Raw genomic sequence first — 22,789 nt, forward strand, 5'->3', positions numbered from 1 at the left:
ATGCTGCGCCTCGGTCGCCTTCTCGCTCGGGCCCGCCACGGCCTGGGCACGAATCCCGTGCAGTTCGGCGACCCGTCCGCGCGCGTCCGTCGGCTCGCCGGTCGGCTCACCCGTCGTCTCTTCCAAAACGGTCATGTAGCGACCTTACGAAGGACACCAAGGAAAGCGAGCCGTCGACTCCGTACAGTCTCCGGCCCGTTTTCCTGGTGCAGGTGAACAGAACCTTGGCGCCGTGCAGCCGTTCCGACTGCTCAGACGGCGTGTCTGTTGTAGAGGCCCCACAAAGTCGTCACCTGAGAGCCACCTCACATTCGTGGGTGGCGCATGCCATCCCCGGAGTGACGCGGACCCTCAGACGGCGGTCGGCGACCAGCACCTCCACGCTCTCGTCGGCGCGGTTCACCGCGCGCACCGGGTGGTCCCAGTCGATCTCCAGGGGTTCGCCCGTACGGGGCGGCTCGCTCACGCACAGGGTGGCCGTCCGGCCCCGGCGTACGACGAGGACGCTCGCTCCGGCCAAGGCGGTCAGCTCCCCCACCGTACCGGCCCGCCAGAAGTTCGCCGCCGTCAGGCCGAGGCCCGGTACGGCGACGGACTGGGCACCGGAGTCGTTGGCGAGGACGCGCAGCCAGTGCCGGTCGGCGGCGCGGGCGGCGGTCTCGGCACGGCCGGCACCGGGCAGCAGGACGTAGACGTAGCGGGCGTCGACGGGGTCGGTGCCGTGGTCGAGCCAGAGGGTCTGCCAGCGCCGGGTGCGCCGTTCACTCGTACTGGTGGTGTTGATGTCGGCCCAGGCGCCGGTGCGGTCCTCGCGCAGGGTGTGCGGCTCGCCCCCGTGCGGCAGCAGCCAGCCGCCGTGTCCTTCGAGGTGGGCCCAGTGCCGACCGTGCACGAAGGCCTGGGTGCCGCCCTCGCCGAGGTTGCGGTTGTCCACGACCGTCTCGACCGGGACGCCGTCGGCGCAGGTGATCCCGGCGCCCAGGCAGATCATGGCGTCGGGGAGGAAGAACCACGACGTGCGGGCCTGGAGGGTGGAGCCGAGGCCCTTGAGGTGCTGGCCGACGGCCGCGTACGTCCCGTCGGTGGCGCCGCCGACCCAGCGGACGTCCGGCCGGGGGGCGCCCCACTCCCCGCCGGCCCGGTCGGGCAGCCGCTTGGTGGACACCGTGGTGCCGGGCAGCCGGTACCAGTCGACGGTGGGCCAGTACCAGTCCGTGTACTGGTCGCCGCGCCCGTGCGGCCACCAGGAGAGCATGCCGGAACCCGTGTGCCAGCCGCGCGGGTTCTCGCCGTTGCCGCACTCGTAGTGGGCGATGCGGTCGCTGGCCATGGCGAGAGCGGCGGTGTAGCGGGATCCGCGGTGGACGGCGCGGTCCATGGCCGGGAAGAGCCGGTGGCCGGGACGTTCGGGGGTCGCCGCGACGGACGAGGCGGCGATGGCGCGGAGACGGGCGAGATCGGCCACGCCGAACTGCGGGGCCGTCAGGTACGGCGTCACGGTGTCCCGCTCGATCCACCCCTTCACCAGTCCGTACCACCGCGCGCGCTCCGCTGCCTCCGCTCCGCCCGCGAGCAGGGCGATGGCGGCGACGAGTTGCTGCCCGTGGACGTGGTCACTGCGCATCACGTGCAGGTCATCGCTTCGCAGGTAACCCCGGCTGATGGCACGCCCGTTGACGCAGTCCATCACCAACCCGTCGTGGATGAGCGGCGCGTAGGCGTGCTCGACGCTGTCGAGGACGGTGCGCCGGGCCGGGTCGGTGACCTCCCACTCCGACCCGGCGAGCAGGGTGAACAGCCGCCCCAGACCGTCGAGGAGGACCTGTCCGTAGGTGCCCGAGTAGGCGACGTGGGTGTGCTGCACGAACGAGCCGTCGGCATACAGCCCGTCCCCCTCGGTGACGTACGGGAAGACCGGCGACAGCGCGTCCCGGGCGAGCCGCAAGCGGCCGGGATCGCGGCCGAGCACCCCGCGCAGCGCGACACTCCGGCACAGGTCGACGCGGTTGGCGCCGGTGGAGGTGCCCGAGTAGTCGGTGAGCAGGGTGTCCGGGATGAAGTGGTCGACGGCGGCACAGGCGGCGGCGATCCGCTCGGCACCGAGCCGCTCGTACAGCGCGGCCGTGATGTCCATGAGCGGGCGCGGGCTGCCGATCTGCCACTCCCACCAGTTGCCGTAGGGCGTGGTGCCCGGGTGGTAGACGGTGGCCGAGAGGTGGTCGAGTCCGCGCAGTACGGCGTCGAAGAGCGCGGGGTCGCCGGTGGCGCCGGTGCCGGGCTGGACGTACGCCTGGGCCATGGTCCACAGCCGGTTGTGGCTGAAGGTGATGTTCGACGGCGGGTCGAAGGGATGCCCCGGCCAGAGTGCATCGGCGGCGGGACTCATGGTGCCCGCGAAGTCCCGCGCCATGGAACCCAGTTGGGTGAGCCGGGAGGCGTACGGCTCGCTCGCCGGGTCGAACCCGGCGCCGAGGGCGATGGTGAGCCAGCGGCGGCGCAGGGTGTCGTAGGGGTCGTCGGCCGCGCGGGCCGCCGGTGCCGCCAGGGCGGGAGCGAGGGCGGCGGCCAGCAGCAGTGCGCGTCGGGTCAAGCCCATGGGGCCGGTCACCGCTCTCTCCGCGCGGCTCGGCAGCCGCCGCAGGCGTAGGAGAGGACGTCCCGTGGCCGCCCTCGTCGGCGTAAGTAGATGGTGCCCGAGGTCTCCACGCGTTCGCCAGAGGGCGAACGGGTCACTCCGGGCGACGACGACAACACACTCCGGATGATGTTGAAAATCGAACGGAATAGGTCTACGGTCGACCCTGTTGAGTTCGTTGAACGTTAAACAGACAAGGAGCACCGCCATGGGCATCTTCGGCCGCAAGGACACCGCCGCTGCCGCCGCCACCACCGCCGCGATCACGGCACCGGCCGCCGTCAGCCCCGACCTCGCCGCGCTGACCGGTGACTACACCATCGACCCGGCGCACAGCACGCTCGGCTTCGTGGCCCGGCACGCCATGGTCACCAACGTCAAGGGCGGTTTCCAGGACTTCACCGGCACCCTGCACCTGGACGGCGCGAACCCCGGCGCCTCCACCGCGTCCCTGGACGTGCGGATGGACAGCATCGACACCGGCAACGCCGACCGCGACGGGCACCTGAAATCGGCCGACTTCTTCAAGGCCGACGAGTTCCCGGCGATGACGTTCCGCTCCACCAAGGTGGAGGCACTGGGCGGCGACGACTACCGGATCACCGGCGATCTCTCCCTGCTCGGCGTGACCCGGCCGCTCACCATCGACCTAGAGTTCAACGGCGCCGCGAAGGACCCCTTCGGCAACGAGCGCGTCGGCTTCGAGGGCAAGGCCGAGATCCTGCGCTCCGAGTGGGGTCTGACCTGGAACGCGGCCCTGGAGACCGGCGGCGTCCTCGTCTCCGACAAGATCAAGCTCAACTTCGACATCTCGGCCATCAGGAACGCCTAGGCACCCCGGCAGTGCCCGTCGATCCTCTCCGTACCGCGTCCTCGTCAACGACCAGCCGGGCCGCGCGGGCACCAGAGCGTGCGCGAGCGGTGCGGCCCCGGCCGTGGGGTGGCCGGGACCGCACCTGGGGGGAGTGCGGCGTGGTCAGGAGACGTCGGCGTACTCGGTGCCGATCTTGAGGTTGTCGACGCGGTTGACGATCTGTGTGCTGGTGTTTCCGCGGTCGTAGGCGCCCCACTTGGGTTCGTTGGCCGAGTCCCAGGTACGGCCGGCGAAGCGGGTGGAGCCGTTGGTGAAGGTCTGCTTGACGCCGTTGTAGTACAACTCCGCCCAGCCCGCGGAGGCCGAGGTCGAGGTGTGGATGCCGACGGCGACACGGTTCCACTCGAAGGCCGCGACCGGCTTGGACCAGATGTACTTCCAGCTCGCGCCGTTGGGGCCGACGTAGACCAGGTTGACCTTGCCCTTCCCCACGGTCATGAGAAGGGGATAGTTCTGGTCGGCGTTGGGGTACGACTTCCACTGCCAGGGGACCCAGTCGCTACCCGCGGGGACGACGGAGAACTTCTGCTCCCACCCGAGCCAGTACGTCTTGCCGCCGACGAACTTGTAGCGTGAGCCGTTGACCTTGATACCTCGGGATTCGCAGCGGTAGACGCCGACGGCCTTGTCGTACTTGAACACCGTGCCGTGCCCGTCGGTCTGCGCGGCGGTGACCACGCTGCCCGGGGAGTCGCAGTCCAGATTCCCGAAGACCTTGGCGCCCTGGGACGCGTCACCGTTCCACAGCACCGCGGCGTTCGCAGGCCAGGCACTGGCCACCAGCAGCCCGGCAACGGCCGAGGCCGCAGCGGTCGTGGCGTAGAGAGAGGCGCGGAGCTTCCTGCGGCCATGCGTCGGCATGGGAGACCTCCTTGTGAGGGGCGGGGGACGGAAGTGAGAGGGGTGGCTTCCGACCCGGCCGCTTTTCTAGCAGGTATCAATCACTCGCTCAATACCTCCAACTAAACGATCACCAACGATCGTTCGATCGCATTGCGATCAAATGAAAGACATTCGTTGCTTCGCGCGCCGCCGCCCGTCCGACTATGCCCTCCAGGGCGCCGTGACACCGCGGAGCGCGAACTCGCACCACACGACCTTGCCCGGCTTCCGCTCCCCGACGCCCCACTTGTCCGACAGCGCGGCGACCAGCAACAGGCCCCGGCCGTGCTCCTCGTCCGCCGACGGCTCCGGCATCCGCAACACGCCGGAGCCGCTGTCGTGCACCTCGACCCGCAGCACCCCGCCCCGGTGCAGGGCGAGCCGGACGAGATAGCCCCGGCCCGGCGGCACCCCGTGCAGCAGCGCGTTGGTCGCCAGCTCGCTCACACACAGCAGCACGTCGTCGCGCCGCCCGGCCAGCGACCAGCCGTCCAGGGTCTCCCCGGCGAACGTGCGCGCCAACTGCACCGACCTGCGCTCCCGTTGGAAGAAGGTCGTGCGCACCCTGAGGGGTGGAAGTTCCGCGTTCATGAGACGAGTGTCACTGTGCGTCACTACGGTGGGCCAACGAGTGAGGTCGTACTCCTTTTCACTACGACCTCGGTACGACCGCTTCGCCCATGCACGGGGGTAGGCAACGCCCATGAACCCAACACCCAGGAGCCGCAAGGTCGGTACGTGGCAGGCGGTGGGCGCCCTGGTCGCCCACTACCGCAAGCAGGCCCGACTGACCCAGGAGCGGTTCGCCGAACTGGCCCACCTTCACGTGGACACGGTGCGCTCCATTGAACAGGGGCGGTTGGCTTTGCAGCCGGATCGGGCCGAGCAGTTCGATGAGCTGCTCAATACGGGCGGGGCTTTGGCTGCCTTCGTCACACGCTTACCTGTGCGGGAGCGGATCGTGCAGTTCGCGCAGGGGTTGGTGGACCATGAGCAGGAGGCAGTGGGCATCCTGGCGTATCAGACGCAGATGGTTCCTGGACTGCTCCAGACCAGGGACTACTGCCTCGCGGCGTTCGACGCCCGCTATCCGGCGCTCGGGAGCGAGACCGCCGAGCAGTGGGTGGACGCCCGCATGGAGCGGCAGTTGATCTGGCAGCGCGATCGGCCACCCGTGGGGCACTTCGTCCTGGAGGAGAGCATCCTGCGGCGACAGGTCGGCGGGGCAGGGGTGATGCGGGACCAGATCCGGCAGATTCTGCATTACACCGAGCCTGTTCACATGAGCTTCCAGATCATGCCCATGGACCGGATGCCGCACGCCGGGCTCGCTGGGCCCATGACTCTGCTGGAAACACCCGACCACGACCGCCTTGTCTACCTGGAAGTCCAGACGGCGAGTTTCCTCGTGGACGACCCCGACGACGTCAGCGACTACCACCACAAGTATGGAATGCTGCGGTCTCAAGCACTCACGCCCGCCGAGAGTGTGCGCCTCTTGCACGGACTGCTAGGAGAGACATGACGACCGCGTGGTTCAAGTCAAGCTACAGCAGCAATGAGGGAGGCGACTGCCTCGAAGTCACCTACGACTGGCGCAAGTCGAGCTACAGCAGCCCCGAGGGTGGCAACTGCGTAGAGGTGGCCGCGCACCCCGCCGCCATCCACGTCCGTGACTCCAAAGCGGCTCCGGTCGGCCCGATCGTCACCGTCTCCCCTGCCACCTGGAACGAGTTCCTTGACCGGTTCGCCGGCTGACTAGGTCCGCGTCACGACGACCGGCGAGAGCCTGGGAGAGTCGATGAAGGCCACATGGTTCAAGTCCAGCTACAGCGGCAGCCAGGGCGGTGACTGCCTCGAAGCCCGCTACAACTGGCGCAAGTCCAGCCATAGCAGCGACGAGGGCGGCAACTGCGTAGAGGTCGCCACCCGCCCCGCCACCATCCACATCCGCGACTCGAAGGCCACCCCAACCAGCCCGATCGTCACCGTCTCCCCCGCCACCTGGCACGAGTTCGTCGGTGGGCTGGGCGAGGTCTAGCGCAGCGAGGGCCCGGCGGTGGTGGGTCAGTGGAGCCCGCCGGAGGCGAAGATGACGTCGCCGGTGATCCATCCGGCGTCCCGGGACGCGAGGAAGGCGACCACGGAGCCGATGTCGTGGGGGTGACCGAGGCGGCCGAGTGGTGTGGCGGCGGCGACCCTGGCGACGTTCTCCTCGTTGATGAGGCCGAGGTCTCGGGCGCCGTCGGTGTCGGTGGCGCCTGGTGCGACGGCGTTGACCCGGATACCGCGTGGTCCGAGTTCGTTGGCCAGGACTCTGGTCAGCGTGGTGAGAGCGCCCTTGGCCGAGGTGTAGAGGGCTGAGCCGGGAGCGTTGTCCGAGATGCCGGAGGTCGAGATGTTCACTATCGACCCGCCGGTGCCGGGCACCTGCTTGACGAAGGCCTGGCAGGTGAGGAACACGCCGAGCACGTTGGTCCGATAGGTCCGGTCGAAGTCGCTCGGCGTGACGTCCTCGAAGGGCTGGAAGGAGAAGACCGCCGCGTTGTTCACCAGCGTGTCGACCGGCCCGAGGACGGCGTTGACCTGCTCGTACATCCGCTCGACGTCGTCAGGACTTCCAACGTCTCCGGCTACCGCCACGGCCCTGCCGCCGTTGCCGACGATGTCGGCGACGGTCCCTTCGGCGGCCGGGCGGTCGGTGGCGTAGCTGACCGCGACCGCGGCTCCGGCGGCGGCGAGGGCGGCTGAGATCCCCCGGCCGATGCCCTTGCCGCCCCCGGTCACCAGGGCCACACGTCCCCTGAGGTCGACCATGGACTCACTCCTCGCTGCGGTGCTGACTGCGGAACGAGTCGAAGGTATCCAGAGGGCTTACCAAGAGGAAGGACATACCTTTGGGTAAGCTCCTTCCATGAGTCAGCCACTGCCGGAGACGGTCAACGGTGGAGAGCTGGGGTCCTCGCAGGACGTGTTCGCCGCCGACTGCCCGGTCCGGCCGATCTTCGGGGACATCACCAGCCGCTGGGCCACCTTGGTGCTTGCCGCGCTGATGACCCGGCCGCACCGCTTCTCGGAGCTGGCGGCCCGTATCGGAGGCGTCAGCGAGAAGATGCTCTCCCAGACTTTGCGGGCCCTCACTCGTGACGGACTCGTCAGCCGCACCGTGACCCCCACCGTGCCGATCCAGGTCACCTACGAACTGACCGCCCTGGGAACGGACCTGATGCCGCGTCTGATGGGCTTGGTCACCTGGGTTGATCACCACACCGGCACGATCCAGGCGGCCCAGGCTGCCTACGACGCCGACACACCCCTGCCGCCGGCCGTGGCGAACAGGCACTGAAGTCACCGACCGACAGACCCCCGAAGGATCGACGCGGTGCCGCACCGGGCGGTCGGTCAGAAGCCGCCGCCGAAGTCGCCGCCCCCTCCCCCGCCGAAGTCCCCGCCGCCTCCGTCGCCGAAGCCGCCGCCGAAGTCGCCGGGGTCGAAGTCGGTGCCGGAGACGTCGCCGCCCTGGTAGGTGCCGCCGAAGTCGCCGCCGTAGCCGCCGCCGTCGAAGCCGCCGTAGCCCGCTCCGTAAGCGGGGCTGGACAGCGCGCTGCCGAGCAGGGTGCCGACGAGGAGGCCGGGGAGCATGCCGCCGCCGAAGTAGCCGCCCGCCCAGGGGCCGTAGGCGGGGCCCGCGTCCCAGTAGGGGCGGCGGCCGTAGTCGGTGTCGACCTCGCGGATCGCGGGGTCGCGGCCGTCGGCCAGCCGGGTGGCGTCGGCCGCGCAGACCGGGACCTGGCGCGGGGCGCCGCCGGGCGGGGTCCAGGTGGCGTCGGTGGTGGAGGGCCCGTGCCGGGGGTCGAAGAAGCAGGGCGGACGGCGCTCGGGAAGCGGGCGTCCCTCGCGGCGGGCGGCGAGCCGGGCGAGGGAGAAGCGGCCGTCTTCGAGGGTCTCGGTGACGGAGCGGACGTCGTCCGGGCGCTGCGCGGCGGCCATTCGCTGTTTCGCGGTGTCGTAGGCGTCGAGGGCGTGTTCGTAGTCGGCGCGCATGGCGTCGTCGGCGCCGGGTTCGGCGGGCTGGAAGTCGAGGCGGTCGAGTTCCTCGCCGAAGGCGGTGATGTCCTCGTCCACGACGACGCGGAGCCGGTCGAGGGCGGCGCGTTCCTCGGCCTCGCGGCGACGGCGGTTGCGGCGCACCAGGGCGTAGGCGCCCGCGCCGCCGGCCACGACGACGGCACCGGCGGTGATCAGGGCGGTGCTGGAGGCGCCGCCGTCCGAGCCGGTTCCGCCCCAGCTCTTGGGGGCGTGGCCGCCCATGTTGGCGAGGGCGCGGTCGGTGAAGTCGTTGAGCTGGGTCTTCGTGTCCTCGCCCTGGACACCGGAGACGAGGTTCTGCCGGGCCGTGGCCGACAGTACGGAGCTGTCGGCACGGGCGTCGAAGCGGTCGCCCAGGCGGATGCCGTAGAGACCGGTGACACCGGTGGCGCCGCGCAGGCCGGAGAAGAGGTTCGCCGTGGGATACCCGGCGGGCAGCACGGCAATGAACACCGGCTTGTCGGCGTCCTTGATCTTCCGCGCGAGGGCGTCGGCATCCGCCTTGGAGAGCTGGGCGGAGGCGGCCGGATCGACGTAGACGGGGCTCGCGCGCAGGGCCCGGGCGATCGTGGACACGCTGGTCTCGGCACTCGCACCCGGCGCGTACGTGGTCACCACCAGCAACGCGAGCACGGCCAACAGCAGCGCGGGGACGCTTCGGGTCCGCAGGACGGCCTTCATCCTTCGAAGCTACCCGAAGCGTCCCGTATGCGGTCAGGTGAACGACCGGCATCCGCGTGATTGCCCGGATTCGCCACTGCGGATCTCACGAACAGTTTGATTGTGCAGGTCAGAGCGCGTGCGTGAGCAGGCTCACATTTACATTGACCGCGTACCGTCATCCCCCGTTTACTTCCCCATGGAAGACAGCGAACAAGAGGTACGCCGAGCAGGGGCAGCGCTACGGAGGCACAGCGCACACCAACAGCAGCGGCAAGACTTCAAGTGGCGGCGGTACCTGGGGCGCCTTCACGGGCTGGCTGTCGGGCGCCAAGGACACGTTCGTCAACTACGGGAGCGCGATCGTCTCCCAGCCTGACATATGGAAAGGCGGCGCCGAAACCGTCGCCAGCATGCTACTGACTGGCCTCGGTGAAGACGTCACCTACCTCGGCGTCGGCATGTGTCTCTCCGGTTTCGGATGTCTCGTCGGAGCCCCAGTCGCCGCAGGTGGCGTCTCCATGATCGGCGCAGGCGCGACCGGTGTGGCAGACGGCATCGGGCGGATCAGCGACGGCTTGGGGAAGGCACTGAATGAGGCGCGCTTGGAGTCAAGTGGGAGCCACAGTGTCAGACCTCACACTGTAGGCGGCCCCAGGGTTCGACCAGGAAAAGACATCGCGGTCGACGACGAAGGTTTCGTAAATCCTCCGACAGCCGAAGAATTGAAATCCCTGGACGTTCAGGGCCTCTCGACTTTCGATACGGAACAGAATGCGGGACGAGTCGGTCTCAAGGGGCAGCTTAGAGCCCCCAAGGGGCCACTGCCCGACGGATTGGGTATCATTTCGGACGGACGGCAAGTGGGCGGCCCGAGAGCGGTTGGGCATCATACGATCTACCCCACGGAGCGCATGACGTTCGACAGCTATCAGGATCTGATCAAAGGGATGCAATGGGAAAACGTAGGGGTCAAAATTGGAAAGTAGCGATCTAGCCTCGAATGCCGATGAATGGACATCTCTGGTTGCTTTGGAGAGGGAGGCCGCCAAGCTCCGAGCCGAAATTAATCGATCGCCCGTCCGCAGGGAAATACTGGCGCAAGGCCTCGCCTCTCGCTCGGCGTGGGAGCGGTCAACAGCCCTCATTTTCCTACGCCTGTTTCCTGACGACGTTCCGCAACTACTAGAATCCGTCGCCGCCCTGTGTCTGTCGGCAGCGTGGGTGGAACCTGCGCGAGAGGTCATAAGGGCTGCATCTACGGACATCGACGCTTACCGCCTTAGCGCAGTCCTCCTAGGTGAGTTGACCGAAGGCGATCCTCAGGACTATCTGATGACAGCGGACATGCTGGTAGAGATCGCATGCTGGCCGGCTCTGGGTGCAGTAATCCAGCAGGCCAGTCAAAGCACTGACACGCAAGTCCGCGAGATTGGAGAAGATTACCTGCGCAGGTACCAACGGTTTATTCCAAGAAATCCCTAGCACACTCGATGTACTCCCACCCTTCATCACGGCCCGTCGGATCCCCCGGCGGGCCGTTGCACCCGCTTACAAGGGCTCACCTGATGGGGTTACGGGGGCCTGCCGGCCGGGATTGCCTTCTGGTCGTATGCCCCCGCTAGTCTCCACCGCCTTTCCCTAGCAGCCGGTCAGCATGAGGTGGTACGAGCGACTTATTCCAAAAAATCTTTGCGCCCTAGCAGCGCCCTATTTGAATGGCAATCTCGGCCAGTGGAATTGATGGCTCAGGTGCTTGATGCCGCTAATTCCGCTGTGGGTAGCATCCTTCGACCATCACATCGGCTGGCAGGTTGGGCCGTTGGCTTACCGCCTCGCGCTTGATTTGCAGGAATCAGCGGCTCAGGAACAACTCGCTGCCGTGCTCGGCGATTGGCCGAAGGAAGAGGTTCTGTAAGGTGACGCGCAGCGTAGTGCAGGCGTACTACAGACGCGAGCACGGTGATCGTCCGATGGTGCTCGAAAGTTCAGGCGACGTCGATGCGCTGATCGATACGCTTCTTACGAATCGGGCATCGGAGAGCATGGCTTCCTTGTACAGCCTGGAGCGGCCGCTCATGCCTGCGGGTGCCCCTGACCACGAGTTGCTGGTGGGGGTCAACGGAGACCTACGTTCGGCATGCTGGCTTTCATGGACGATGGCAACTTCTTTTCGCTTGACTCTTCCACGGAGGGCCGAGGCGAGGTTCACTACTCCATCATGGAAACGCGACAGAGTTTCCTAACCGGCCAGAAATTCCCATCACGCAGTAAGGCAAGCGGTTAACGAATTCTTGACTTCCGGTGGCCTGCGTCCGATCTGCATCGAATGGCAAGAGCCGGAATTCTGGTGACCCAGCCTCGCCTGGCAATACTCCAGGTGGCGGTCTGTCCACGGGACGGGCCGCCACCTGGAGCAAGCTATCGCTGCAGCGTCGCAGGAGCGACCTCAAGCCGCCCGATAAGCCTCCGCCAGTTTTTCCACCGCCTTCCCATAGCGGCCGGTGAGGAGGAGATGGTCGGCGTCCGCGAAGGGCTTCGAGACCGCTGCCGTGATGTGGTCGCCGATTTTCTGCTGGACGAGGAGGCGGGCCTTGGTCACCAGGGCGCGGCCCGTGCGGTCGGCGCCGGTGTGTTCGGCTGCCTGGGCGGCGAGGGTGAGGGCGTGGAGGGTGGTGGTGCCGCCCGGGAGGGGGCGGGTGAGGGTGGTCAGGCCCCAGCCGTAGGGGTACTGGGGGTCGTAGGAGGCGTCGCCTACGTTGATCGGGAGCTGGGATTCGGAGCGGGGCCAGGTGACCGGGAGCTGGCCGGTGAAGGGGCGCTTGCCGTAGAGGACGTCGGCGACGCCCTCGCCCTCGGTGCCGGGGAGCCAGGAGGCCACCAGGGCGTCGATGCCGGACAGCTGGTCGGCGATGAGTTGCGGGCGGCCCGAGACGATCAGGACCGCGCATTTCATGGCCGCGCAGACCTTGTCCACCGTGGCCTTGTCGGTGGCGGAGAGGGAGAGGGAGTGGCCGTTGCCCACGTCGCCGACGCCCTCCGCGTACGGGGTCTCGCCCACGACGACCACGCCGACGTCGTAGCCGGTAGTGGGGGCCGAGGCGTCCTTGGAGTAGGTGACGTCTCCGCCGGCCTCGCGCATGCCCTGGAGGATCGTCGTGCCCTGCGGGCCGGGGCCGGAGGAGCCCTGCCAGGTCAGGGTCCAGCCGCCGGTCTGGTTGCCGAGGTCGTCGGCGTTGGAGCCGGCCACGTAGACCTTCTGGGTCTTGTTCAGGGGGAGTACGCCGCCCGAGTTCTTCAGCAGTACCTGGGACTCGGCCGCCGCCTGCCGGGCCACGGCGCGGTGGGCGGCCGAGCCGATCGAGGAGGCACCGCTGGTGTCGGCGTACGGGTGCTCAAAGAGGCCCAGCTCGAATTTCTTGGTGAGGATGCGGGAGACCGCGTCGTCGATCCGCTTCCCGGTGACCCGGCCGGACTTCACCTCGTCGGCGAGCGTGCCGCTGAACTCCTTGTAGGTGTAGGGGACCATCATCATGTCGACGCCCGCGTCGACGGAGGTGCGGACCTGGGTGGCGTAGTCGCCGGGTAGCTGGTCGATGGCGTTCCAGTCGCTGATGACGAAGCCGTCGAAGCCCAGGTCGTCCTTGAGCACGCCGTTGATCATGTCGCCGCGCGCGTGCATCTTGACCGCGCCCTTGCCGTCGCCCGTGATGTCGAGGGAGGAGTACGACGGCATGACCGTGCCGACGCCCCGCTCGACGGCCGTGCGGTACGGCTCCAGGTGGGTCCTCTCCAGTTCCTCGCGGGTGAGCGTGGTGACGCCCTGGTCGATGGTGTAGGTGCCGGTGGTGGAGGAGCCGTAGGCGGTGCCGCCGTCGCCCAGGAAGTGCTTGGCGGTGGCGAGCACCTTGTCGTCGTCGGCCAGGTCCTTGCCGTTCGCGCGGCCCTGGAGGCCCTGGATGACGGTCTCCATGGAGTCCACCAGGGCGGGGTCCTCGCCGTAGGACTCGTAGGAGCGGCCCCAGCGTTCGTCGCGGGTCACGCACACGCAGGGCGCGAAGTCCCACGGGATGCCGGTGGCGCGGACCTCGGCGGCGGTCACCGCGCCGGTGCGCTCGGCGAGGGCCGGGTCGCGGGTGGCGCCGATGCCGATGTTGTGCGGCATGACCGTGGCGCCGGCCAGGTTGTTGTGGCCGTGGACCGCGTCGACGCCGTAGATCAGCGGGATCTGGAAGCGGGTCGCCTGGGCGCGGAGCTGGAAGCCGTCGATCATCTCGGCCCAGGCTTCCGGGGTGTTGGGCGTGGGGGTGGAGCCGCCGCCGGAGAGGAGGGAGCCGAGGGCGTAGGTGGCGATGTCGCCGCCGGTGCCTACGGCGCCGCGCTCGGCCTGGGTCATCTGGCCGGTCTTCTCCGCGAGCGACATCCGGCCGAGCAGGTCCGCGACCCGCTTCTTGATGGGCAGACGGGTGTCCAGGTACGGCAGTCCGTGGGCGTCGATGACGACCTGCGGGGTCTCGGCGGGGGCCTTGGCGCCGGTGACGGTGAGCTTGACGGGGATGGTCTCGGCGGCCTCGGCCGTGCGGTCCTTGCGGGTGGCCACCTCGATGGTCCGGGTGGTGCCGGAGGCGGTGCCGGCCGGGAAGGTGAGGGTGCCGGAGACGGGGGTGTAGTCGGTGCCGGGGTCGGCGGTGCCGCCGCCGGTCTCGTAGTGGACGGTGACCGGCTCGCCGACGGGGGCGGAGCCGGTGGTGGCGAGGGTGACCTTCAGCGACGCGGTGCCGCCCTCGGTGACCGGGTGGACGGCCGCGTCGGTGCTGACGGTGGCGCGCAGGGACTGGTCGGCGCGGCCGTACAGCTCCACGTCGTCCATGGCGAAGTCGCCCTTCGCGCCGGCCGGGAGGGTGACGGCGTAGCCCCACATGCCGGTGAGGCCGAGGACGTGGTCGATGCCGCCGACGGGCTGGTAGTCGGTGCGGTAGACGAAGTCCGTGAAGGGGATCTCGATCCGCTTCCAGCCGGTGAAGTCGTCGGTGAAGGACGTCGTCCACAGCTCGGAGGCCTCGCCGTTCGCGCCGCCGTCCTTGATCTCGAAGGCGACCTTCCTGCCGTTGTTCCGGCCGTCCCACCAGAAGCGGATGCCCTGGTGCGCGGACCAGTCGTGGGCGGGCTGGTCGGCGGCGAAGTCGTGGGTGAAGCCGCCGTAGCCGCTGATGTCGTAGCTGCCGGCGAGGACCTTGGCGCCCTCGGGGGCGTCCGGGCGGGCAGCGAGGCTCAGGGCGGGCGGGTCGTCGGCGTCGCCTCCCCAGGTGAAGATGCCCTCGGCGGGCTGGGAGGCGAACGGCACCTCGCCCTCGAAACGGTCGACCGGCACAGTCGGGGGGTCGTCCGCGGCACGCGCGGTCGCCCAGGGCAGCAGACCGGCGAGCAGGACGGCGGAGGCGAGCAGGGCGGTTCTTCGCATGGACCTTCCCTCGGCACTCGTGGTTCACTCAGGACTTAGCTCATGTCATGAGTTAACTGGGGGCTCACCAGGCCGTCAAGACGGCGTGTCAGTGCGTCACGCCGACGGTAGTGAGCGCGAACTTCCCCCCACACAAGGCACGTTGGCTCTCCCCAGAAGGGCGACGCACCATGAGGGACATCATCGGAAGGCACTCGCGCACGGCGCGGCTGCTGTTCGCCGGACTGCTCACCACCGCCGGACTCGCCACCCTCGGCACCCCCACCGCGCACGCGGCCGGCGAGCAGGTCACGGCCTACCTCACCACCACGGACGACTCCGGCGGACGGCACGTCGTACGCGGCCTCCAGGCGCAGACGCCGTTCACCTTCCAGGCCGGCAGCGGGGGCGGCGGCGAGAACATCACCGTGGACGAGAACACCCGCTACCAGACCTTCACCGGCGGCGGGGCGTCCTTCACGGACACCGCGGCCTGGCTGCTGAACAGCAGCGGGGCGCTGTCCCAGGCGACCCGGGACGCCACCATGCGCAAGCTGTTCTCGCCGACGGAGGGCATCGGCCTGTCGTTCCTGCGCAACCCGATGGGCGCCTCGGACCTGGCCCGGTACGGCTACACGTACGACGACGTGCCGGCCGGCCAGACCGACCCCTCGCTCGCCAAGTTCTCCATTTCCCACGACCTCGCGGACGTCGTGCCGCTCACCAGGCAGGCGCTCCAACTCAACCCGTCCGTCACGGTGATGGCCTCGCCGTGGACGGCGCCGGCCTGGATGAAGGACAGCGGCTCGCTCAACGGCGGCTGGCTGAAGGCGGAGGACTACGGGGCGTACGCCTCCTACTTCGTGAAGTACCTCCAGGCGTACAAGGACCAGGGCGTCAACGTCTCGTACGTCACCGCGCAGAACGAGCCGACCTGCTGCTCGGGCTATCCGTCGATGAGCTGGAACGCGAGCGGGCTGGCCTACTTCACCAAGAGCGAGCTGCTGCCCAAGCTCCAGGCGGCGGGGCTCTCCACCAAGGTGCTGGCGCACGACTGGAACTGGGACGTCTACGACTCCTACGCCGCCCAGACCGTGGACGACGCGGCGGTGCGGAGCCACCCCAACTTCGGCGGGATCGCCTGGCACGGGTACGGCGGTGACGTCACCCAGCAGACCTCGGTGCACGACCGGTACCCCACGCTGGACGCCTTCGGCACCGAGCACTCCGGCGGCACCTGGATCACCAACCAGCAGCGCGAGGACATGTCGAACATCATCGACTACACGCGCAACTGGGCGAAGTCCGTGACCAAGTGGTCGCTGGCCGTGAACCAGAACATGGGCCCGCACAACGGGGGTTGCGGCACCTGCACCGGGCTGATCACCGTGCACGACGGCGACAGCGTGAGCGGCACGGTGGACTACACGATCGAGTACTACACGATGGGCCACCTGACCAAGTTCGTCCGGCCGGGCGCGCAGCGGATCGCCTCGACGGCGTCCGGCGCGGTGCCGAACGTGGCGTGGCGCAACCCGGACGGCAGCAAGGCGCTGATCGCCTACAACGACTCCTCGGCGGCGAGGACGGTCACCATCAACTGGGGCTCCCAGCACGCCACGTACTCCCTGCCGGGCAAGACCTCGGCCACCTTCACCTGGTCCGGCACCCAGTCCGGCGGCGGCGCCCGCACCGGCGCCTTCGCGGGGCTGGCCGGCAAGTGCCTGGACGTCGCGGGCGCCTCCAGCGCCAACGGCACGGCAGTGCAGCTCTACGACTGCAACGGCAGCACCGCCCAGCAGTGGACCATCGGCACCGACGGCACGGTCCGCGCCCTCGGCAAGTGCCTCGACGTCACCTCCGGCTCCACGGCGAACGGCGCCAAGGTCCAGCTCTACGACTGCAACGGCACCGGCGCCCAACAGTGGTCCTACGACTCCGCCACCGGCGACATCGTGAACACGGCGGCCGGCAAGTGCCTCGACGTCACGGACAACACATCGGCGAACGGGACGCCTACGCAGATCTGGTCGTGCACGGGGGCGGCGAATCAGAAGTGGGTTCTGCGGTAGGTACATCGTGCGCGCCGCTCGGACGGATGCCGTGTCCGAGCGGCGGCGGTGTGGCCGGTGGGAGACGATGAGGGCGGCGGCTCGCGGCCGTGAGCCGGGAGATCTGGGAGACGTGTATGACCACACCGCAGGATCTGTTTCTCGTGAGCCTGGACATTCCGCGTGAGCAGCCCGTCGAGCAGGGGGATCTGTCGCTGGCGTTGGCCGGGGCGGAGCTGGTCGATCTGCTGGCGGCGCGGGCGCTGACCGTGGTGGACGGGCGGATCGTGCCGGGGGCGGTGCCGGCCACGGGTGACCGGCTGCTGGACGAGGCGGGGGCCGCGCTGGTCCGGGCGGAGCCGTACGAGACGGCCGAGGACTGGCTGTGGCGGCGCGGACAGGGGCTGGCGACGGCCTACCGGGACGCCCTGGAGGCCGACGGCCAGCTCACCGGCAAGCGGCGGCACTGGCTTGCGCTGCGCGACAAGGACGACCCGCAGGCCGACACCCCGGCCCGGCGCCACGCCGCCGACCGCTGGTGGTCCCACGAACCCGTCCTGGCCGGCCTCGCCTCCACCCTCGGCATCCCGGACGACCGGCCGCCCGCCCCGGAACCCGACGACGAGTCGGTGGTCGCGGTGCTGGTCGCGGTCGGGAACGCGGTGACGGAGCTGGAGGCGGTGCGGGAGCGGCGGCGGATCGAGAACGTGGCGTTCGACAATATCTGGCGGGCGCCCTGAGGGTGGGCGGGAGGAGGCAGCCGGTGGGCTCAGCGTGCCCGAAGGACCGGTTCTCCCACGCCCAGCAGGTTGCCCTCGCTGTCGCGGAACCAGGCGCCGCGTTCGCCGGTCGCGCCCTTGCTCGGGTAGTTGCCCTCGACCTCGGCGATGCCGTCACGGGTGCGCAGGCCGGGGGCGTCGACCTCCTCGAAGACGACGCCCCGGCGCCGCAGCTCCGCCACCGTCGCCTCGATGTCGGTGACCTCGAAGGCCATCTGGGTGAAGGTGCCGGGCGAGGCACCCGTGGAGCGGAAGAGGACGAACTCCACGCCCCCGCAGCGGTACAGCAGCCCGCCCGGACGTTCGTCCACCGGCTCCAGGCCGAGCTTGTCGGCGTAGAAGCGCCGGGCGCGGTCCAGGTCCTGGGCGGGCAGCCGGGTCGCCACGCGGGCCCGGGACAGATCTGCGGGGGTCTTCGCGTTCATGCCTCCACTGTGGCTACTTCGCCGGCTCCACGCCCGCCCGCAGCAGCCCGTAGGCGTACGCGTCCTCCAGGGCCCCCCAGGACGCGGCGATCACGTTCTCCGCCACGCCGACCGTGGACCACTCGCCGGCGCCGTCCGAGGTGGAGATCAGCACCCGGGTGGTGGAGGAGGTACCGTGCTTGCCCTCCAGGATGCGGACCTTGTAGTCGACCAGCTCCAGCTTGGCGAGCTGCGGGTAGATCTTCTCCAGGGCGACCCGGAGCGCCCGGTCGAGGGCGTTGACCGGGCCGTTGCCCTCGGCCGTGGCGACGATCCGCTCGCTCTTGGCCCACAGCTTGACCGTGGCCTCGTTGGCGTGGGTGCCGTCGGGGCGGTCCTCCACGATGGCCCGCCAGGACTCCACGGCGAAGTACTTCAGCGGGCGCCCCTCGACCTCGGCGCGCAGCAGCAGCTCGAAGGAGGCGTCGGCCGCCTCGTAGGTGTAGCCCTTCAGCTCGCGTTCCTTGACGCGCTCGACCACCCGGCCGATCAGTTCGCGGTCGCCGCCGAGGTCGATGCCGAGTTCCCGGCCCTTGAGTTCGATGGAGGCGCGGCCGGCCATGTCGGAGACCAGCATGCGCATGGTGTTGCCGACCAGCTCGGGGTCGATGTGCTGGTACAGGTCCGGGTCGACCTTGATCGCGGAGGCGTGCAGGCCGGCCTTGTGGGCGAAGGCGGAGACACCGACGTACGGCTGGTGCGTGGAGGGCGTGAGGTTGACGACCTCGGCGATGGCGTGCGAGATGCGGGTCATCTCGCGCAGCTTGCCGTCGGGGAGCACCTTCTTGCCGTACTTCAGCTCCAGGGCCGCGACGACCGGGAAGAGGTTGGCGTTGCCGACGCGTTCGCCGTAACCGTTGGCGGTGCACTGGACGTGGGTGGCGCCCGCGTCGACGGCGGCCAGGGTGTTGGCGACCGCGCAGCCGGTGTCGTCCTGGGCGTGGATGCCGAGCCGGGCGCCGGTGTCGGCGCGGACCGTGGAGACGACCGCCTGGATCTGCGCGGGCAGCATGCCGCCGTTGGTGTCGCAGAGCACGACGACGTCGGCGCCGGCCTCGGCTGCCGCCCGGACGACGGCCTTGGCGTACTCGGGGTTGGCGCGGTAGCCGTCGAAGAAGTGCTCGCAGTCCACGAAGACCCGGCGGCCCTGGTCCTTCAGGTAGGAGACGGTGTCGCGCACCATCTCCAGGTTCTCGTCCAGCGTCGTGCGCAGCGCCAGCTCCACATGCCGGTCGTGCGACTTGGCGACCAGGGTGATCACCGGGGCGCCGGACGCCAGCAGCGCGTTGACCTGCGGGTCGTCGGCGGCCCGTGCGCCGGCGCGGCGGGTGGCGCCGAAGGCGACGAGCCGGGCGTGCCGGAAGTCGATCTCCTGCTGGGCGCGGGCGAAGAACTCGGTGTCCCGGGGGTTGGCGCCGGGCCAGCCGCCCTCGATGAAGCCCACGCCGAAGTCGTCCAGGTGCCGCGCGATGGCGAGCTTGTCCGCGACGGTGAGGTTGATGCCCTCGCGCTGCGCGCCGTCGCGCAGCGTGGTGTCGAAGACGTGGAACGAGTCGTCGGGCTCGCTGGATGCCGTCTCGGTCATGGTCTCAAGGCTCCTGTTGTGAATCTTCGGTCTGTACCGGAATGACCGGCTCCACCGTCCCCTCCCATACTCCCGCGCGCCCGCTTCCCGGCTGAGGGTGGGCCGGAAAACGAAAAAACCCCTCGCGGGTGCGAGAGGTCTGCGCGCGGGTCGAGGACGACGATGGCCACCCGCACCTGGTCGTACGAGGTGGTCACTGCGGACCGGCGCGCCTGTTGCCCGTAATCATGGCGAACGAGAACACGGGGGAAGTCTGGCACAGCCCCGCCCCCGGCTCACGTCCCGTCTCAGGATGCGGTCGTCAGGCTGGACTCCTCGGCCTCGTCGGCGCGGGCCAGGTCCAGGTCCTTCGTCTCGCGCATGGAGAGGTAGACCACGAGCGACACGGCGGCGCAGCCGGCCACGTACCAGGAGAAGCCGGACTCGACGCCGGCGTTCTTGAACCACAGCGCCACGTACTCCGCGGTGCCGCCGAAGAGGGCGTTGGCGAGGGCGTACGGCAGGGCCACGCCGAGGGCGCGGACGCCGGTCGGGAACAGCTCGGCCTTCACGCAGGCGTTGATGGAGGTGTAGCCGGTGACGACGACCAGCGCGAGCAGGGAGAGGCCGAGCGCGGGCCAGTAGCCGTCGGCGTGCCGCAGCAGGGTCATGATCGGCACGGTGAGGAGGGTGGAGCCGACCGCGAAGGTGATCAGCAGCGGACGGCGGCCGACGCGGTCGGAGAGCCGTCCGGCCAGCGGCTGGAGGCAGGCGAAGACGATCAGCGCGGTGAAGGAGACGAGGGTCGCGGTCTGCTTCGGCAGCCCGGCGGAGTTGGAGAGGTACTTCGTCAGGTAGGTGGTGTACGTGTAGTAGGCGACCGTGCCGCCCATGGTGAGGGCGACGACCAGGAACGCCTCGCGCCGGTGCCGCCACAGGGCGCGCAGGGTGCCGCGCTCCTCCGCGTGCGAGGTGTCCTCCGCGTACACCTCCGTCTCCAGCATGGTGCGGCGCAGGTAGAAGACGACGGCGGCGCCGAGCGCGCCGACGACGAAGGGGATGCGCCAGCCGTAGCTGTGCAGGGCCGCGTCGGACAGGGTGCGCTGGAGGACGATCTGGAGGCCGAGGCCGAGGATCTGGCCGGCGGTCATGGAGACGTACTGGAAGCTGGAGGCGAAGCCGCGGCTGCCCGGCTCGGAGGCCTCGGTGAGGTAGGTGGCGCTGGCCGCGTACTCGCCGCCGACCGACAGGCCCTGGAGCAGCCGGGCGACGAGCAGGACGAGCGCGCCGCCGTACCCCGCGACCGTGTAGGTCGGCGCGATCGCGATCAGCACGGCCGAGGCCGACATCAGGGAGACGGTGAGCGTCAGCGCGGCCTTGCGTCCCCTGCGGTCGCCGACCCGGCCCAGCAGCCAGCCGCCGACGGGGCGCATGAAGAAGCCGACGGCGAAGATGCCGGCGGTGTTCATGAGCTGGGCGGTGGGGTTGCCGTGCGGGAAGAACGCGCCCGCGAAGTACGTGGCGAAACTGGCGTACACGAACCAGTCGAACCACTCGACCATGTTCCCGGCCGACCCGACCCAGATCTTCTTCCAGTGATGACGTCCCATGCGGCCTTACCTGCCCGGGGGCGGAGCGAACGATTCCTCCCCGGGCTCTAGGGAGTCGCGGCCAGCCCCTCCGCGAGGAACTCCCGGACGTGCCGGAGCACTTGGCCGCGGTCGGTGCCGCGCAGGCCGATGGCGACGTGGATGGAGAAGCCGTCGAGCAGGGCCCGCAGCCGCGTCGCGAAGCGGTCCGCGTCGACCGGCCGGAACTCCCCGCGCGAGACGCCCTCGGCGATCAGCGCGACCAGGTCCCGGTGCCAGGCGCCCTCGATGGCGGCCTGCCGGGTGCGCGCGTCGTCGTCGGCGTTCTGGGACCGGTTCCAGACCTCAAGCCACAGGGTCCAGTGCGGGTCCCGGTGCCCCTCGGGGACGTACAGGTCGACGTAGGCGGCGAGGCGCTCGGCGGCCGGTCCGGCCCCGCTGAGCAGCCGGGACCGCTCGGCCCCGAGCCGCCCCTCGCTCCACTCCAGGGCCTGGAGCAGCAGTTCGTCCTTGGAGCGGAAGTAGTACAGCAGATGCCCGCTGCTCATCCCGACCTCGCGCCCGAGCCCCGCCATGGTGAGCTTCTCCAGACCGCGCTCGGCGATCATGTCCATGGCGGCGGCGAGGACGTCCTCTCGGGGCGGCGCGTTCCTGCGCGCACGGGCCGCACCGGTCATCTGCTGCTCCTGGGGTCAGGCCTTCGGCTGCTCCTGCGGGGTCAGGCCTTCGGCTGCTGCTGGGTGACGCAGTGGATGCCTCCACCGCCGGAGAAGATCGTACGGGCGTCGACCAGGGTGACCGTCCGCTCGGGGAAGAGGCGGCGGAAGATGCCGGCGGCGATCTCGTCGCGGGGGTCGTCGAAGCCGCACAGGACGACTCCGCCGTTGCAGAGGTAGTGGTTGATGTAGGAGTAGTCGGCCCAGTGGCCGTCGGCCTCCAGGGCGGTGGGGGCGGACACCTCCACGACCTCCAGGGGGCGGCCGTGGGCGTCGGTCGCGGACTTCAGCAGGCCGATGACCTCCCGGGTGACCTCGTGGTCGGGGTGGGCCGGGTCCGGCTGGTGGTGGGCGACCACGACACCGGGGCGGGCGAAGGCGGCGACGATGTCGACGTGGCCGAGGGTGCCGAAGCCGTGGGGCGGGTAGTCGCCGGTCAGGCCGCACGGCAGCCAGATCGCCTTGCTGGTGCCGAGGTGGGCGTGGATCTCCGCCTCGACCTCGGCCTTCGACCAGTGCGGGTTGCGCTCGGGGCCGAGCTGCACGGTCTCGGTGAGCAGCACGGTGCCCTCGCCGTCGACGTGGATCGCGCCGCCCTCGTTGACCAGCGTCGAGGCGTACGTACGGGCGCCCGCGAGGTCGGAGACGAACGCGCCGATCTTGGAGTCGTGCTCCCAGCGCGCCCAGTCCTGGGCGCCCCAGCCGTTGAACGTCCAGTCCACGGCGGCCAGTCGGCCCGTGCCGTCGGTGAGGAAGGTGGGGCCGATGTCCCGCATCCAGGCGTCGTCCAGCTCGCGTTCGACGGTGTCGACGTCCGGGCCGAGCAGCGCCCGCGCCTCGGCGGACTGGCCGGGGCCGCAGACGACGGTCACCGGTTCGAAGCGGCGCACGGCGCGGGCGACGGCGGCCCAGGCGCGCCGGGAGGCGGCCAGGTCCTCGGGATCCTCGAAGGTGGGGTTGGGGCCCGGCCACGCCATCCAGGTGCGCTCGTGCGGGGTCCATTCGGCGGGCATGCGGAAGCCGTCGGCGGCAGGGGTGGTCATGTG

At 69.6% G+C, this 22,789-nt stretch carries 19 protein-coding genes and 1 pseudogene; 9 read left to right on the forward strand and 11 right to left on the reverse strand.

Translation table 11 applies throughout. The features are described from left to right. Positions 1–289: 289 nt before the first annotated feature. Complete coding sequence (locus NX794_RS23030) at positions 290–2,596, reverse strand: polysaccharide lyase 8 family protein (RefSeq protein WP_258780648.1); 2,307 nt, start codon at positions 2,594–2,596, stop codon at positions 290–292. Between the two features lie 247 nt (positions 2,597–2,843). On the opposite strand from NX794_RS23030, the gene NX794_RS23035 reads away from it, so the two are divergent. Further along, the gene (locus NX794_RS23035) at positions 2,844–3,467 is read left to right on the forward strand and encodes a YceI family protein (RefSeq protein ID WP_258780649.1); all 624 of its coding nucleotides are present in this window, start codon (positions 2,844–2,846) and stop codon (positions 3,465–3,467) included. Positions 3,468–3,611: 144 nt separating this feature from the next. Here the strand turns inward: NX794_RS23035 and NX794_RS23040 are convergent, their stop codons facing one another. After that, complete coding sequence (locus NX794_RS23040; protein ID WP_258780650.1) at positions 3,612–4,370, reverse strand: polysaccharide lyase; 759 nt, start codon at positions 4,368–4,370, stop codon at positions 3,612–3,614. A gap of 183 nt (positions 4,371–4,553) precedes the next feature. Then, positions 4,554–4,982 carry an ATP-binding protein gene (locus NX794_RS23045; protein ID WP_258780652.1) on the reverse strand — a complete coding sequence of 143 codons (429 nt, stop codon included), beginning with the start codon at positions 4,980–4,982 and terminating at the stop codon, positions 4,554–4,556. A gap of 112 nt (positions 4,983–5,094) precedes the next feature. On the opposite strand from NX794_RS23045, the gene NX794_RS23050 reads away from it, so the two are divergent. The 3 genes from NX794_RS23050 to NX794_RS23060 are packed head-to-tail and all read left to right on the forward strand — an operon-like array spanning position 5,095 to position 6,432. Next, positions 5,095–5,916, forward strand: coding sequence for a helix-turn-helix domain-containing protein (locus tag NX794_RS23050; protein WP_258780653.1), 822 nt, complete (start codon positions 5,095–5,097; stop codon positions 5,914–5,916). Then, complete coding sequence (locus NX794_RS23055; RefSeq protein WP_258780655.1) at positions 5,913–6,149, forward strand: DUF397 domain-containing protein; 237 nt, start codon at positions 5,913–5,915, stop codon at positions 6,147–6,149. The genes NX794_RS23050 and NX794_RS23055 overlap by 4 nt, the downstream gene beginning before the upstream one ends. A 43-nt stretch (positions 6,150–6,192) precedes the next feature. Continuing rightward, positions 6,193–6,432 (forward strand): DUF397 domain-containing protein, encoded by a 240-nt coding sequence (locus tag NX794_RS23060; RefSeq protein ID WP_258780656.1) that lies wholly within the window; start codon positions 6,193–6,195, stop codon positions 6,430–6,432. A gap of 26 nt (positions 6,433–6,458) precedes the next feature. Here NX794_RS23060 and NX794_RS23065 read toward each other — a convergent pair whose 3' ends face one another. Next, on the reverse strand, positions 6,459–7,208 hold the full coding sequence (locus NX794_RS23065; RefSeq protein ID WP_258780657.1) for an SDR family NAD(P)-dependent oxidoreductase: 750 nt from the start codon (positions 7,206–7,208) through the stop codon (positions 6,459–6,461). Between the two features lie 97 nt (positions 7,209–7,305). Between NX794_RS23065 and NX794_RS23070 the strand changes: the two genes are divergently transcribed. Continuing rightward, the gene (locus NX794_RS23070) at positions 7,306–7,737 is read left to right on the forward strand and encodes a winged helix-turn-helix transcriptional regulator (protein WP_258780658.1); all 432 of its coding nucleotides are present in this window, start codon (positions 7,306–7,308) and stop codon (positions 7,735–7,737) included. A gap of 56 nt (positions 7,738–7,793) precedes the next feature. Here the strand turns inward: NX794_RS23070 and NX794_RS23075 are convergent, their stop codons facing one another. Then, the gene (locus tag NX794_RS23075) at positions 7,794–9,161 is read right to left on the reverse strand and encodes a hypothetical protein (protein WP_258780659.1); all 1,368 of its coding nucleotides are present in this window, start codon (positions 9,159–9,161) and stop codon (positions 7,794–7,796) included. Between the two features lie 122 nt (positions 9,162–9,283). Between NX794_RS23075 and NX794_RS23080 the strand changes: the two genes are divergently transcribed. Then, positions 9,284–10,129, forward strand: coding sequence for a hypothetical protein (locus tag NX794_RS23080; protein ID WP_258780660.1), 846 nt, complete (start codon positions 9,284–9,286; stop codon positions 10,127–10,129). A 1,284-nt stretch (positions 10,130–11,413) separates the two neighbouring features. Next, positions 11,414–11,494, forward strand: a pseudogene (locus NX794_RS36120) (hypothetical protein); the annotation flags it as partial. 95 nt (positions 11,495–11,589) lie between these two features. On the opposite strand, the gene NX794_RS23085 reads toward NX794_RS36120, so the two are convergent. Beyond that, a complete protein-coding gene (locus NX794_RS23085) occupies positions 11,590–14,601 on the reverse strand; it encodes a glycoside hydrolase family 3 protein (RefSeq protein WP_258780661.1) in 3,012 nt (1,003 codons plus the stop codon). 170 nt (positions 14,602–14,771) lie between these two features. Between NX794_RS23085 and NX794_RS23090 the strand changes: the two genes are divergently transcribed. After that, positions 14,772–16,652, forward strand: a complete 1,881-nt coding sequence (locus tag NX794_RS23090) for a lectin (protein ID WP_258780662.1) — start codon at positions 14,772–14,774, stop codon at positions 16,650–16,652. A 116-nt stretch (positions 16,653–16,768) separates the two neighbouring features. Further along, positions 16,769–17,371, forward strand: coding sequence for a GOLPH3/VPS74 family protein (locus NX794_RS23095; RefSeq protein ID WP_258780663.1), 603 nt, complete (start codon positions 16,769–16,771; stop codon positions 17,369–17,371). A gap of 29 nt (positions 17,372–17,400) precedes the next feature. Here the strand turns inward: NX794_RS23095 and NX794_RS23100 are convergent, their stop codons facing one another. The 5 genes from NX794_RS23100 to NX794_RS23120 all read right to left on the reverse strand — a co-directional run bounded on the left by NX794_RS23100 (position 17,401) and on the right by NX794_RS23120 (position 22,786). After that, complete coding sequence (locus NX794_RS23100) at positions 17,401–17,835, reverse strand: VOC family protein (RefSeq protein ID WP_258780664.1); 435 nt, start codon at positions 17,833–17,835, stop codon at positions 17,401–17,403. A 13-nt stretch (positions 17,836–17,848) separates the two neighbouring features. Further along, entirely contained in the window at positions 17,849–19,459 is a 1,611-nt protein-coding gene (gene cimA / locus NX794_RS23105; protein WP_258780665.1) for a citramalate synthase, read from the reverse strand. Positions 19,460–19,746: 287 nt separating this feature from the next. After that, positions 19,747–21,048, reverse strand: coding sequence for an MFS transporter (locus NX794_RS23110; protein ID WP_258780666.1), 1,302 nt, complete (start codon positions 21,046–21,048; stop codon positions 19,747–19,749). A gap of 47 nt (positions 21,049–21,095) precedes the next feature. After that, on the reverse strand, positions 21,096–21,704 hold the full coding sequence (locus NX794_RS23115) for a TetR/AcrR family transcriptional regulator (protein WP_258780667.1): 609 nt from the start codon (positions 21,702–21,704) through the stop codon (positions 21,096–21,098). A 41-nt stretch (positions 21,705–21,745) separates the two neighbouring features. Next, positions 21,746–22,786 carry an agmatine deiminase family protein gene (locus NX794_RS23120; RefSeq protein ID WP_258780669.1) on the reverse strand — a complete coding sequence of 347 codons (1,041 nt, stop codon included), beginning with the start codon at positions 22,784–22,786 and terminating at the stop codon, positions 21,746–21,748. Positions 22,787–22,789: the final 3 nt, after the last annotated feature.

The organism is Streptomyces pyxinicus (assembly GCF_024753135.1).
In the GTDB taxonomy this organism is placed as follows: domain Bacteria; phylum Actinomycetota; class Actinomycetes; order Streptomycetales; family Streptomycetaceae; genus Streptomyces; species Streptomyces pyxinicus.

Excerpts from the sequence above, each read along its gene's own strand:
- NX794_RS23030 (WP_258780648.1), bottom strand. The coding sequence starts at position 2,596 with ATGGGCTTGACCCGACGCGCACTGCTGCTGGCCGCCGCCCTCGCTCCC.
- NX794_RS23035 (WP_258780649.1), top strand. The coding sequence starts at position 2,844 with ATGGGCATCTTCGGCCGCAAGGACACCGCCGCTGCCGCCGCCACCACC.
- NX794_RS23040 (WP_258780650.1), bottom strand. The coding sequence starts at position 4,370 with ATGCCGACGCATGGCCGCAGGAAGCTCCGCGCCTCTCTCTACGCCACG.
- NX794_RS23045 (WP_258780652.1), bottom strand. The coding sequence starts at position 4,982 with ATGAACGCGGAACTTCCACCCCTCAGGGTGCGCACGACCTTCTTCCAA.
- NX794_RS23050 (WP_258780653.1), top strand. The coding sequence starts at position 5,095 with ATGAACCCAACACCCAGGAGCCGCAAGGTCGGTACGTGGCAGGCGGTG.
- NX794_RS23055 (WP_258780655.1), top strand. The coding sequence starts at position 5,913 with ATGACGACCGCGTGGTTCAAGTCAAGCTACAGCAGCAATGAGGGAGGC.
- NX794_RS23060 (WP_258780656.1), top strand. The coding sequence starts at position 6,193 with ATGAAGGCCACATGGTTCAAGTCCAGCTACAGCGGCAGCCAGGGCGGT.
- NX794_RS23065 (WP_258780657.1), bottom strand. The coding sequence starts at position 7,208 with ATGGTCGACCTCAGGGGACGTGTGGCCCTGGTGACCGGGGGCGGCAAG.
- NX794_RS23070 (WP_258780658.1), top strand. The coding sequence starts at position 7,306 with ATGAGTCAGCCACTGCCGGAGACGGTCAACGGTGGAGAGCTGGGGTCC.
- NX794_RS23075 (WP_258780659.1), bottom strand. The coding sequence starts at position 9,161 with ATGAAGGCCGTCCTGCGGACCCGAAGCGTCCCCGCGCTGCTGTTGGCC.
- NX794_RS23085 (WP_258780661.1), bottom strand. The coding sequence starts at position 14,601 with ATGCGAAGAACCGCCCTGCTCGCCTCCGCCGTCCTGCTCGCCGGTCTG.
- NX794_RS23090 (WP_258780662.1), top strand. The coding sequence starts at position 14,772 with ATGAGGGACATCATCGGAAGGCACTCGCGCACGGCGCGGCTGCTGTTC.
- NX794_RS23095 (WP_258780663.1), top strand. The coding sequence starts at position 16,769 with ATGACCACACCGCAGGATCTGTTTCTCGTGAGCCTGGACATTCCGCGT.
- NX794_RS23100 (WP_258780664.1), bottom strand. The coding sequence starts at position 17,835 with ATGAACGCGAAGACCCCCGCAGATCTGTCCCGGGCCCGCGTGGCGACC.
- cimA (WP_258780665.1), bottom strand. The coding sequence starts at position 19,459 with ATGACCGAGACGGCATCCAGCGAGCCCGACGACTCGTTCCACGTCTTC.
- NX794_RS23110 (WP_258780666.1), bottom strand. The coding sequence starts at position 21,048 with ATGGGACGTCATCACTGGAAGAAGATCTGGGTCGGGTCGGCCGGGAAC.
- NX794_RS23115 (WP_258780667.1), bottom strand. The coding sequence starts at position 21,704 with ATGACCGGTGCGGCCCGTGCGCGCAGGAACGCGCCGCCCCGAGAGGAC.
- NX794_RS23120 (WP_258780669.1), bottom strand. The coding sequence starts at position 22,786 with ATGACCACCCCTGCCGCCGACGGCTTCCGCATGCCCGCCGAATGGACC.